This window comes from [Clostridium] scindens ATCC 35704 (genome assembly GCF_004295125.1).
GTDB lineage: Bacteria > Bacillota > Clostridia > Lachnospirales > Lachnospiraceae > Clostridium_AP > Clostridium_AP scindens.
In genome coordinates this window covers 2,781,151-2,793,115 of sequence record NZ_CP036170.1, presented here as the reverse complement: position 1 = coordinate 2,793,115, position 11,965 = coordinate 2,781,151, and the positions used below count along the sequence as shown (strand labels likewise).

Sequence of the window (11,965 nt, the reverse complement as noted above, 5' to 3'; positions counted from 1 at the left end):
CTATGCATTCTCCTCTTCAAACTTCTTCATAAATGCCACCAGTGCCTCTACGCCTTCCATCGGCATCGCATTGTAAATGCTGGCCCTCATGCCGCCCACCGAGCGGTGTCCTTTCAGGCTCTCGAATCCGGCCGCCTTGGCTTCCTTTACAAACTTCGCATCCAGCTCGCTGCTTCCTGTAACGAAAGGCACGTTCATGATCGAACGGTCCTTTGGCTCCACAGTGCCTTTAAACAGCCTGCTCTGATCCAGATAGTCATACAGGATCTTCGCCTTCGTTTCATTGCGCTCTTTCATTGCCGCAAGGCCGCCCTGCCTTTTCAGCCATTTGAATACCTTGCCGCAGATATAGATTCCATACGCCGGCGGCGTATTGTAAAGAGACTTGGCATCTGCATGGGTCTTATACTGGAGCATGGTAGGCGTCCCCGGAAGCACATCCTCGGTAATCAGATCCTCTCGGATGATCACGATCACGGTTCCGGCGGGACCGATGTTCTTCTGCACGCCTCCGCATATCAGGCCATATCGGGTCACATCCATAGGCTCTGACAGGAAACAGGATGATACATCGGCAACCAGGGTCTTTCCCTTGGTATTCGGAAGTTCCTTGTATTTGGTGCCATAGATGGTATTATTCTCACATATGTACACATAGTCTGCATCTTCTGAAATGGGAAGGTCAGAGCAATCCGGGATATAGGAGAATGTCTTATCCTCTGAGGATGCCACGATATTGACCTTTCCGTATTTTTTTGCTTCGGCGGCTGCCTTCTTGGCCCACTGTCCGGTAACGATGTAGTCTGCCACCTTGTTCTTCATCAGATTCATAGGAACCATGGCGAACTGCTGGGACTCCCCTCCTTGCAGGAATAATACCTTATAGTTGTCAGGTATGCCCATCAGTTCCCGAAGATCCGCCTCTGCTGTATCAATAATTTCCTGGAACGACTGCGAGCGGTGACTCATTTCCATAACGGACATTCCGGTCCCGTTGTAATCTAGCATTTCTTCTGCTGCCTCTTTTAATACTTCCTCCGGTAATACTGCCGGTCCTGCTGAAAAATTGTACACTCTGCTCATTGTTGTTCCTCCATTTCCCTTGTTCTGTTATTTCTGTTTTTTCAGGTCCTTTTCATCGAATGCTTCGTTGATCGGCGCGCCTGGGGCTACCATGGGCCATACTTTGTCATCGCTGTCCACCTGGCAGTCAATGACGACCGGCCTGTTAAGAGTCAGGGCCTTTTCGAATGCTTCTTTGAATTCTTCCTGGGTGGTTGCACGGATTCCTTTTGCCCCCATAGCCTCCGCAAGCTTCACGAAGTCCACGGCGTCATTCAGAACCGTCGCCGAGTAACGCTTTCCGTAGAACAGATCCTGCCACTGGCGCACCATTCCAAGCACGTGGTTGTTAATGACTACCTGGATGATTGGAATACTGTGGCGCACGGCGGTGGCGATCTCGTTCATATTCATACGAAAACATCCGTCACCTGCTATATTGACAACTGTCCGATCCGGCAGTCCCGTCTTGGCACCGATGGAGGCTCCCAGGCCGTATCCCATGGTTCCCAGGCCGCCGGACGTCAGTAATGTCCTTGGCTTTGTAAATTTATAGAACTGGGCTGCCCACATCTGATGCTGGCCGACTTCGGTCACGATGACGGCATCCCCCTTGGTCTGTCTGTAGATTTCCTCAACCACATATGGGCCGGTCAGTACGTCCGGATGATAGGATAATGGATATCTCTTCTTGTAATCCATGATCTTCTCTACCCATTCCGCATGATCTTGCTGCTCCAGCCTCTCGTTGAGGATACCCAGCACGGTCTTGATATCGCCCACTACGCCGTCGGTGATCAGTACATTCTTGTTCATCTCCGCAGCATCGATATCAAACTGCAGGATCTTGGCGTTCTTGGCAAACTTTCTGGCATTCCCTGTCACGCGGTCGCTGAATCTGGCTCCGATGACGATCAGCAGGTCGCACTCGCTGACGCCATAGTTAGCCGTCTTCGTGCCGTGCATTCCCAGCATGCCTGTATATAACGGATCGGTGCCCGGAAATGCGCCTTTGCCCATGAGGGAATCCGTAACCGGGGCATCCACCTTCTTGGCAAATGTATAGAGTTCTTCGCTGGCGCCTGAGAGTACCGCGCCTCCTCCTACAAAGATATATGGCTTTTTTGCTTTTGTTATGATTTTTAATGCCGTCTGAATATCGTCTTCGAAGATGTCTCTGGAAGGCTCGACAGGCTTGATAGACTCTTTCTTATATTCTGCCTTGTTCGCCGTCACATCCTTGGGGATATCGATCAGCACCGGGCCGGGACGGTCTTTCTTCGCGATCACGAAAGCCTTTCTTATGGTCTCCGCCAGATCTTTTACATCCTTGACGATAAAGTTATGCTTCGTGATCGGCATCGTGATACCTGCAATATCAATCTCCTGGAAACTGTCTTTTCCAAGAAGCGACACGCCTACATTACAGGTAATCGCTACGATCGGAATAGAATCCATGTAAGCCGTCGCGATTCCCGTAACCAGATTCGTCGCTCCCGGGCCGCTGGTGGCGAAGCAGACGCCTACCTTTCCCGTTGCCCTGGCATATCCGTCAGCGGCATGGGCGGCTCCCTGCTCATGGGAGGTCAGAATATGGGTGATCTCATCGCTATGTTTATATAATTCATCATAAACATTCAAAATAGCCCCGCCAGGATAGCCAAACACGGTATCCACGCCCTGCTCTTTCAAACATTCAATTACTATCTCTGATCCTGTTAATTGCATACCTTTTGTTCTCCTATTCTATCTTAATTCTTCGGTATTTCCAGGATAGCTCCTCTGTTTCCTGAAGTTACCATGGAGGCGTATCTTGCCAGATATCCTGTGGTTACCTTCGGCTTTCTAGGCTGCCATGCCTGCTTTCTCTTCGCCATCTCTTCCTCGGATATATCCAGTTCCAACTTCAGGTTTGGGATATCAATCTTAATCATGTCTCCTTCTTCCACCAGTCCGATCGGGCCTCCCACTGCCGCTTCCGGCGATACATGGCCGATGGATGCGCCTCTGGAGGCTCCGCTGAAGCGTCCGTCCGTGATCAGCGCCACGCTGGATCCAAGTCCCATGCCTGCGATGGCAGAAGTGGGATTCAGCATCTCCGGCATGCCCGGACCGCCTTTCGGGCCCACATAGCGGATAACTACCACGTCTCCCGCCACGATCTTGCCGCCTTTGATCGCTTCGATTGCGGCCTCTTCGCAGTCAAATACTCTTGCCGGGCCAACATGCACCAGCATCTCTTCTACGACCGCAGAGCGTTTTACCACGCTGCCATCCGGCGCCAGATTGCCTTTGAGTACCGCAAGTCCTCCCGTCTGGCTGTATGGATTGTCAATGGGTCGGATTACCTGCGGATCCTTATTCACCGCGTCTTTGATGTTCTCACCCACCGTCTTGCCGGTAACCGTCAGGCAGTCGGTATGGAGGAGCCCTTTCTTATTCAGTTCCGCCATCACCGCATATACGCCGCCGGCTTCATCCAGGTCTTCTATGTAGGTAGGCCCTGCCGGTGCCAGGTGGCAGAGGTTCGGGGTCTTTTCGCTGATTCCATTCGCAAAGTCAATCTCAAAATCCATGCCAATCTCATGGGCGATTGCCGGAAGATGCAGCATGCTGTTGGTAGAGCAGCCCAGGGCCATATCCACCGTCAGCGCGTTGAGGATGGCATCCTCTGTCATAATGTCTCTTGGGCGGATATTCTTCTCCCACAGTTCCATGACCTTCATGCCTGCCTGCTTCGCAAGTCGGATCCTTGCAGAGTAGACTGCCGGAATGGTTCCGTTGCCGCCAAGTCCCATGCCAAGTACTTCCGTCAGACAGTTCATACTGTTGGCTGTGTACATGCCGGAACAGGATCCGCAGGTAGGACAGGTCTTATTCTCGAATTCCAGAAGATCATCGTCCGTGATCAGGCCCGCCGCGTTGGCTCCAACTGCCTCAAACATGCTGGAAAGGCTGGTCTTCTTTCCCTTGACATGGCCTGCCAGCATAGGGCCGCCGCTTACGAATATGGTAGGTACATTGATTCTGGCTGCCGCCATCAAAAGTCCCGGCACATTCTTGTCACAGTTGGGAACCATGACCAGAGCGTCGAACTGGTGGGCCAGAGCCATGGCTTCCGTGGAATCCGCAATCAGGTCTCTGGTTACCAGAGAATATTTCATGCCGATATGTCCCATGGCGATCCCGTCGCATACGGCGATGGCCGGAAATACGATCGGCGTTCCGCCTGCCATGGCAACCCCCTGCTTCACTGCATTTACAATCTTATCCAGGTTCATATGCCCCGGCACGATCTCATTATAAGAACTGACAATTCCAACCAGCGGCCGCTCCATCTCCTCCGGCGTCAGGCCCAGGGCGTTCAACAATGAACGGTGGGGCGCCTGCTGCTTTCCCTTTGTAACTGTATCGCTTTTCATCCTACTACCTCCTGAATCTTTCTCTATCTGTCTATATCTTATGCTATCCTTGCTTCCTCTTGTCTTTGTACCTGTTATATACGCTCCGCGATCAGGCTTCCCATTTCCGCGGTTCCTACCTGGGTCTTGCCCTCTGACATGATATCAATGGTACGGCAGCCTTCTTTTAAGACTTTGTTAACTGCCTCCTCGATCGCATCTGCTTCCTGGTCCAGATCGAAACTGAACCGCAGCATCATTGCCGCGGACAGAATAGTGGCGATTGGATTGGCAATGCCCTTGCCGGCAATGTCCGGGGCTGAGCCGCCACTTGGCTCATAGAGTCCGAACTTGGTCTCATTCAGGCTCGCGCTTGCCAGCATCCCAATGGAGCCGGTGACCATGCTGGCTTCATCCGACAGGACATCGCCGAACATATTCTCCGTCAGTACCACGTCAAACTGCTTCGGATCCTTCACCAGCTGCATTGCGCAATTATCTACCAGCATGTGTTCCAGCGCAACCTCCGGATAATCCTTAGCCACTTCTTCCACGACCTTTCTCCAGAGCCTGGAGGAATCCAGCACGTTTGCCTTATCTACGCTTGTCACCTTCCTGCCGCGCTTCATGGCAATATCGAACGCCCGCTTTGCGATACGGCGAATCTCATTCTCATTATATGTAAGGGAGTCAAAGGCAGTCAGGACGCCGTCGATCTCTTCTGTCCTGCGCTCTCCGAAATACAGCCCGCCGGTCAGTTCCCGCATAATCATCAGGTCAAAGCCGCCCTCGGTAATCTCTTCCTTTAGCGGGCATGCGTCCTTCAGTTCATCATACAGGATGGCTGGCCTTAAGTTGGCGAAAAGGTTCAGTTCCTTACGAATCTTTAAAAGTCCTGCCTCCGGCCTTTTGGACGGTTCCAGCCGATACCAGGGTGAAGTCTTTGCATCTCCTCCGATGGAGCCCATCAGCACTGCGTCGCATGCTTTTGCCTGCTTCACCGTCTCGTCAGTCAGCGGAATCCCATGTACGTCTATGGAGGCCCCGCCCAGCAAAAGCTGGGTATACTTGCAGGCGTGGCCGTATTTCTCTGCAGTTTTATCCAGAACCTTCATTGCTTCCGTCACAATCTCCGGCCCGATTCCATCCCCTTTTATCACTCCAATATTCAGGTTCATATTCATTTTCCTTCCTCTGTTAAAAAAATCTATAGAACATATAATATCCTATTTTAATGGTTGTTTCAAGACTTTAATCAACTAAATCGTCATCTGTCTGTTTTTTTAGGTTCCCGGGGCCAAATCCGAGAGGCAGCAATTCTGCCAGCATATGCGCCTGATAATCGCCTTCGTCCTTCGCCAAAATAATCGTGAATTCGCCGGGATCACAGAATTCCATCATGACCTGGCGGCACACGCCGCAGGGCGGGCAGTAGTCATGATTCCCCTGCGCATCCTCGTTCACGATGCAGATGGCGGCAAAGTCTTTCTCCCCCTCGCTTACCGCCTTGAAGATCGCAGTCCGCTCCGCGCAGTTTCCCGGGCTTAACGCCGCATTTTCGATATTGCAGCCAGTATAGATCTTCCCGCTCTTGGTAAGGAGGGCTGCTGCCACCTTGAATTTAGAATAAGGAGCATAGGCATATTCCAGTACTCCAAATGCCCGGCGGATCAGTTCCTCTCTCATGCTTTCCTGTAACTTCATTCCCTAAGTCCCTCTTTCTTTGCAATCTTGACAATCCGGCTGGTCCCCAGGCGGGAGGCTCCAAGCCTTAGGAATTTCTCGGCATCCGCAATGGAACTGATCCCCCCGCCGCCTTAATCTGAACGCCTTCTCCTACATGGCGCGCAAACAATCTCACGTCCTCAAACGTCGCGCCTCCGCTTCCAAATCCCGTAGAGGTCTTGATAAAGTCCACACCAGCCTCGGTCACGGCCTCGCACATCCGTATCTTTTCCTCTTCCTTAAGGAAGCAGGCCTCGATAATTACCTTCAATATCCGGCTGCCGGCCGCCTCTTTGACGGATCGGATCTCCTGCGTGATCCGGCCATACTCCCGGTCCTTGACCCACCCCATATTGATGACCATATCCACCTCGTCCGCGCCGTCCTTTACCGCCTCTGCGGTCTCAAATACTTTGGCAGCCGTGGTATTGTATCCATTGGGAAAGCCGATGACCGTGCACACTGTCATGCGTTCCTTTACATATGCCTTTGCCTGCTTAACATAAGATGGGGGAATGCATACCGATGCGGTCCCATAGGCGATGGCGTCGTCGCACAGCGTCTTGATCTCTTCCCACGTAGCCGTCTGTGACAGCAATGTATGATCCACATGTCTTAATATCTCCTGCATCTCCATATCATCCAACACTCCTTTTCCTTGTACTGTTATAATTCCAGCGCGATCTCCATCATCTGTCCGAATCCTGACTGCCGTTCGCTGGCGCTTATGCTCTCCTGCCGGAACAGATGGTTTGAGATGGTCAGCATGCATAACGCCTTCTTCCCTGCCCGGGCCGCGTTCATATAGAGGGCCGCCGCTTCCATCTCCACAGCCATCACGCCCATTTTCCTCCATTTCGCATTTACTTCATCGTCATCATTGTAAAAAATATCAGAGGACAGGATATTTCCCACCTTCACGTTGACTCCTTGGACCCTTGCGGTATTCACCGCCTTCTCAAGCAGCCTGTAATCTGCGATCGGCGCAAATGTGCCGGGCAGCTGGTACTGTGCGGCATAATTGGAATCCGTGCAGGCTCCCATGCCGATCACCACGTCCTTCAACTGGATATCGTCCCTTAACGCGCCGGCAGAGCCAATCCGTATGATTGCCTCCACCTCATACCTATGATAAAGTTCATACGTATAGATTCCGATGGACGGCATCCCCATGCCGCCCCCCATAACTGAGATTTCCCGGCCTTTATAAGTTCCTGTATATCCCAGCATGTTCCGCACCGTATTAAAGCACCTGGCATCTTCCAGATAAGTATCTGCGATGTATTTCGCCCGAAGCGGGTCTCCCGGCATCAGTACCGTGCTGGCTATCTCTCCTTTTTCTGCTGCATTATGTGGTGTTCCCATATATCTTTCCTCCTTAATCCTGCTTCTTATCTTCTCTGATCAGCGTCTTAAGCGCCTCGATCGCCGTGCGGATAGGTGCCTCCACGTCATGTGCCACTGGATTGGGGAGGTTCTTCTTCGCTCGCTCCTGATTGGCCATCACCAAAAGCACCGTGCCGACCCTGACTCTCAGACAGCTGCCCACGATATATAGGGCGGCCGACTCCATCTCTGATGCCAGGCATCCGCATTTGACCCAGGCATCCCATTTATTCTTCAACTCATAGCCCACTGGCTTGGTTTCCGGCGAATGCTGCCCATAGAAAGCGTCTTTGCACTGCACCACGCCTACGTGGTAATCCTGCCCCTGCTTCTTTGCTGCCTGGATCAAGGCATTGGTCACCTGGATGTCCGCAACTGCCGGATATTCGATGGGGGCATACTCTTTGCTCGTTCCCTCCATCCGGATTGCCCCGGAGGCGATCACCACGTCCCCACTCTTTACATCCAGAGCCATGCCGCCGCTAGTGCCTACCCGGATAAATGTATCCGCTCCGACTCTTGCAAGTTCTTCCATGGCGATGGACGCGGACGGCCCTCCGATGCCGGTGGAAGTTGCGCTTACCTTTTCCCCTTCCAGATAGCCGGTATAGGTCACATATTCCCTGCTGTCAGCTATGAGCCTGGGTTCCTCAAAGTGTTCCGCGATCTTTGCGCAGCGTTTCGGATCTCCCGGTAGGATCACGTATCTTCCCACTTCTCCTTGCGCTACCTGGATATGATACTGCCTGTCCTTATCTTCAGAGTAATTAATCATAGGCTTTTCACTCTCTTTCTATGTTCTTATTTATGCAGACTTGCTGCCTATATCATACCATTATGCCGCTGATTCCACCAGTCATTCATCAAAACTGGTAGTTTTTCCTCCCAGTTTCGCTTATAATAGATAGTAGATACGAATGGAACTTTGGAAGCGATCATATCCGGCAAGAATCAGGAGGTGCCTGCATGGCTTTTACAATGAATATTCAACTGATCTATTTTCTGCGTCTTTTGGGGGCAGCCCTTTGCGGCGCCATGATCGGCTATGAGCGGGAAAGCCATATGAAGATGGCCGGCATCCGTACTCATGCTATCGTGGCTCTGGCCTCCTCCTTAATGATGCTCATATCCAAATATGGATTCTACGACATACTCTTTATGGAGCATATCGGGCTTGACCCCTCCCGTATTGCTGCCGGAGTGGTTACTGCCGTCGGCTTTCTGGGGGCCGGCGTCATCTTCACCCGCCACATGAATGTAATGGGCATCACCACTGCTGCCGGAATCTGGGCAACGGTAGGCATCGGCATGGCGTTCGGCGCAGGCATGTATATCTTAAGCGCCGCTTCCACCCTGCTCATCCTCCTGTTTCAACTTCTGTTCCATACCCGATTCCTCCACCCCAGAAGTTCATCCATCGAGCAGATCACCATCCTGGTAGACGGATCCGAGGACATCAAGGTCCTATTAACTGACATCTTTGCCACTAAGAAGATAAAAATCTCCAATATTACTGCCAAGCGTGTGGACGCAGCAACATTGGAGATCCGGCTGTATGTACGCTTCCCTGAAGCCTACGATATCTATGATATATTTCAATTACTAAAGGAGTATCCGCAGATCAAGTCCATCGACATCTGACCTTACTGCTCCTTCAGGATCTTGGCGGTGATCCCGGCACATACCGGAATCACAAGAATACAGCCTATGGCGCTGATCACGATGCAGGCAAAGTCCTGGAGGAATGCCTTGGCATTCAGCATGGACACCAAGGAATAATGGTACTGCCTCAAGTACAATATCAGCATCAGCGCCTCCCCTATATAGGCAAAATTCAGCGTATTCAGCGTGGTCGCCATCACATCCTTGCCCATGGCAATTCCAGACTCAAACAGTTCTTTCGTCCCCAGATCAGGGTTGTTGTCATACACCTCATAGATGGAGGAGGAAATGGCAACCGCCGAATCCATCACCGCTCCCAGTAGCCCGATGATAATCATGGATATGCATACCATCCGCATATCCACATGGATATTAAAGGAATAGTACAGACTCAGATCACTCTTCATATCAATCTCATTCAATCCGCCAATGTGCATCTTCCCCCCAATCCAGAAAACGAATACCAGAAGTGCCAGCATGACCGCCCCTACGGATAAAAGTGCGGAGATGGACTTCTTCCCGGTTCCGTTCTGATAGAGGATGGTGATGCAGTTGACTGCCACGCTTCCTGCCACCGTCACGAGGATTGGATGGATCCGGGCTGCCATCGCCACCACGGCCGCCAGAAATACCAGCATATTTCCAACCAGGGTTATCAGAGATACCGCGCCTCTGTCTCCCCCTACAATCAACAGAAGGAGGAAGAATACAGCCGCCAGAATATAGATCATGTCTTTTTCCTCCCTATCTTCAGTATTATGGAGGACAATGCGATGCTGACTGGGATTGCCAGCACGATTCCGATGCCTCCGATCAGAAATCTGCTGATTTCAAAAGGTATCTGCAGGCGAACGATCGTCAGCAAGCTTACCTCATTCTTCATCTTCATGATCATAAGCGGAATCAGCCCGCAGATATAGGTAAAAAGCAATACATTGATCATGGTCCCCATGATGTCATGCCCGATCTCTCTTCCTGAGCGGGCCAGACTCTTTACAGAGATCCCGGGATCCTTTAAGATCAGTTCATTCAAAGCAGCCGCAATGGACACCGCCACATCCATTACTGCTCCGAGTCCGGCAATAGCCACGCTTGCGATAAAGATGGATTCCAGATCTTGTCCTCCCGCCACATAGTCAAGAGCCGCATAGTCTATCTCTCCTCCATATTCCATAGCCAGAAGAAAAATTTCCATCGTCAGGGCGGCCGTCGCAAGCGCGGATAGAATCGCCACCAGCGATCGGCGGTTCACTCCATTTACCAGGAACAAGGTCAGCACCGTGAGTGCCACGATCATGGCCACGCAGATCCCCATAAGGTCATCCCCCGCCTCATAGCGGGCCAGCCCATAGAGAAAGATGACAATATTCATGCCAATGGAGCACAGGGAGAGAATCCCCCTTCCTTTGCCAAGGATGATGACAAGATAGGCCAAGATGACTGCCAGTAGAACGGCGTACTGGTCTCTTTTCACCCCTTTGATGCTGGCAGAAGATATCTTGTCTTCTCCCGAGAGACTTAGGAACACCTTGTCTCCCCTCCTGTATGCTTCCTTATCCATGCCTGTATAGTCGTATTCTCCCGCCACCGTAACTCGCTTTCCTTTATGCCTGCCATTGAGTATCTTCACCGTCATCTTCTGGCGGTAGACAGGTTCCGAGTCATTCTCAGACAGGGAATTATAATTGGTAGCCGTTCCCGACTGCTGCGTGTCAACCTTCACGATCTTTCCCACGGGCGTATCATAGAGCCCTTCGTTATGGAACGCAAATATAGCCGCTGCGGCCAGCGCCGCCAGAAGCCACAGCTGCCACCAGAAACGCCTGTAGAACCTTCGTATGCGCTCCCGGTAAGGCATCTTCTTCTTTAATCTCATAATCATCCACCAACTTCTTTCTAGTCGCAATTGATATTATACCATTCTCCCGCGAAATGCAAGCCTCGCAAAGAAACGGGGACGTCCCGGCCACGATCCTCTAGATCATGGGGGACGTCCCCATCTTCAAATGTTTATAGAGCTTTATTTTAATATCTTAAGATTATACCGATCCTTCTTTCCTAACTCCTGCCGATTGCCTCCCGTCTTCTGCAATTCTTCCAGACGCATCTTCTTTCTGCGGATCCCCTCTCCTGCTTCTCCCTGCGGACGGTAGCCTGCGAATTCCTCCTCATATGTGGTCCTGCGTCCATTCTTTAGATAATCGGCTCCATAACTCATATGGATATCCAATTTCAGGTATGCACATAAAAAGGAGTTCCAAGCCCTGTGAAGCAGATTATTCTTAGCATCCGCCCGGCCGCCTATATACAAGATAAGCAGCGCTCCGATCAAGATTACGCATGTGACAATTACAAATATTCGAATTGTTTCAGGCATACCAACAACCCCTTTCTCATCTGTGTAGGTAAATATCCTCTTGTTATCTTTATATTAGCCTTTTCAGTTTATTTAGTCAATCTATTTATATGATTTTAATAAAATTTCTGATTTCAATTCAGTCTCATAAATTTCCTGTTATTGCACATCCTAACTATGAGGTGATAGCAAATGATAGACAATGAAGAGCTTCCCATTGGCTTTACCATGTCTCTGGCCCAGCATTCCGACATTCTCAGCCGTTTTGCCTCTCTTTCGAAACAGGAGCAGGAAAGAATCGTGGATGGAGCCCGCCAGGTCAAAAGCCGGGAAGAAATGAACAGTTACGTGGAAAATATGTTTCAGGGATAGA

Annotated in this window: 12 protein-coding genes and 1 pseudogene; 2 read left to right on the top strand and 11 right to left on the bottom strand. The window is 51.1% G+C overall.

Translation table 11 applies throughout. The features are described 5' to 3' along the window. The 8 genes and pseudogenes from serC to udp form a co-directional block, all read right to left on the bottom strand. Entirely contained in the window at positions 1 to 1,083 is a 1,083-nt protein-coding gene (serC, locus tag HDCHBGLK_RS14350) for a 3-phosphoserine/phosphohydroxythreonine transaminase (protein WP_004606255.1), read from the bottom strand. 27 nt (positions 1,084 to 1,110) lie between these two features. Beyond that, positions 1,111 to 2,790, bottom strand: coding sequence for a biosynthetic-type acetolactate synthase large subunit (gene ilvB / locus HDCHBGLK_RS14345; RefSeq protein WP_004606256.1), 1,680 nt, complete (start codon positions 2,788 to 2,790; stop codon positions 1,111 to 1,113). Between the two features lie 23 nt (positions 2,791 to 2,813). After that, positions 2,814 to 4,484 (bottom strand): dihydroxy-acid dehydratase, encoded by a 1,671-nt coding sequence (ilvD, locus tag HDCHBGLK_RS14340; RefSeq protein ID WP_004606257.1) that lies wholly within the window; start codon positions 4,482 to 4,484, stop codon positions 2,814 to 2,816. Between the two features lie 74 nt (positions 4,485 to 4,558). After that, positions 4,559 to 5,641 (bottom strand): 3-isopropylmalate dehydrogenase, encoded by a 1,083-nt coding sequence (gene leuB, locus HDCHBGLK_RS14335; RefSeq protein ID WP_174722017.1) that lies wholly within the window; start codon positions 5,639 to 5,641, stop codon positions 4,559 to 4,561. Positions 5,642 to 5,714: 73 nt separating this feature from the next. Continuing rightward, positions 5,715 to 6,167, bottom strand: coding sequence for a cytidine deaminase (locus HDCHBGLK_RS14330; protein WP_004606259.1), 453 nt, complete (start codon positions 6,165 to 6,167; stop codon positions 5,715 to 5,717). Next, positions 6,164 to 6,825 (bottom strand): annotated as a pseudogene (gene deoC / locus HDCHBGLK_RS14325) (deoxyribose-phosphate aldolase). The gene HDCHBGLK_RS14330 and the pseudogene deoC overlap by 4 nt, the downstream one beginning before the upstream one ends. A gap of 29 nt (positions 6,826 to 6,854) precedes the next feature. Further along, positions 6,855 to 7,553, bottom strand: a complete 699-nt coding sequence (deoD, locus tag HDCHBGLK_RS14320) for a purine-nucleoside phosphorylase (protein ID WP_004606261.1) — start codon at positions 7,551 to 7,553, stop codon at positions 6,855 to 6,857. A 13-nt stretch (positions 7,554 to 7,566) separates the two neighbouring features. Then, positions 7,567 to 8,349, bottom strand: coding sequence for a uridine phosphorylase (gene udp, locus HDCHBGLK_RS14315; protein ID WP_004606262.1), 783 nt, complete (start codon positions 8,347 to 8,349; stop codon positions 7,567 to 7,569). 191 nt (positions 8,350 to 8,540) lie between these two features. On the opposite strand from udp, the gene HDCHBGLK_RS14310 reads away from it, so the two are divergent. Beyond that, positions 8,541 to 9,215: an MgtC/SapB family protein gene (locus HDCHBGLK_RS14310; protein ID WP_004606264.1), complete on the top strand. Its 675-nt coding sequence runs from the start codon at positions 8,541 to 8,543 to the stop codon at positions 9,213 to 9,215. Positions 9,216 to 9,217: 2 nt separating this feature from the next. Here the strand turns inward: HDCHBGLK_RS14310 and HDCHBGLK_RS14305 are convergent, their stop codons facing one another. The 3 genes from HDCHBGLK_RS14305 to HDCHBGLK_RS14295 all read right to left on the bottom strand — a co-directional run bounded on the left by HDCHBGLK_RS14305 (position 9,218) and on the right by HDCHBGLK_RS14295 (position 11,613). Beyond that, a complete protein-coding gene (locus tag HDCHBGLK_RS14305) occupies positions 9,218 to 9,967 on the bottom strand; it encodes a YibE/F family protein (protein WP_004606265.1) in 750 nt (249 codons plus the stop codon). Beyond that, the gene (locus HDCHBGLK_RS14300) at positions 9,964 to 11,112 is read right to left on the bottom strand and encodes a YibE/F family protein (RefSeq protein ID WP_130574616.1); all 1,149 of its coding nucleotides are present in this window, start codon (positions 11,110 to 11,112) and stop codon (positions 9,964 to 9,966) included. The genes HDCHBGLK_RS14305 and HDCHBGLK_RS14300 overlap by 4 nt, the downstream gene beginning before the upstream one ends. A 144-nt stretch (positions 11,113 to 11,256) precedes the next feature. Continuing rightward, positions 11,257 to 11,613 carry a hypothetical protein gene (locus tag HDCHBGLK_RS14295; RefSeq protein ID WP_004606267.1) on the bottom strand — a complete coding sequence of 119 codons (357 nt, stop codon included), beginning with the start codon at positions 11,611 to 11,613 and terminating at the stop codon, positions 11,257 to 11,259. A 171-nt stretch (positions 11,614 to 11,784) separates the two neighbouring features. Here HDCHBGLK_RS14295 and HDCHBGLK_RS14290 point away from each other — a divergent pair, with 171 nt between their 5' ends. Further along, positions 11,785 to 11,964 (top strand): hypothetical protein, encoded by a 180-nt coding sequence (locus HDCHBGLK_RS14290; RefSeq protein WP_004606268.1) that lies wholly within the window; start codon positions 11,785 to 11,787, stop codon positions 11,962 to 11,964. The last annotated feature ends 1 nt before the right edge of the window (position 11,965 follow it).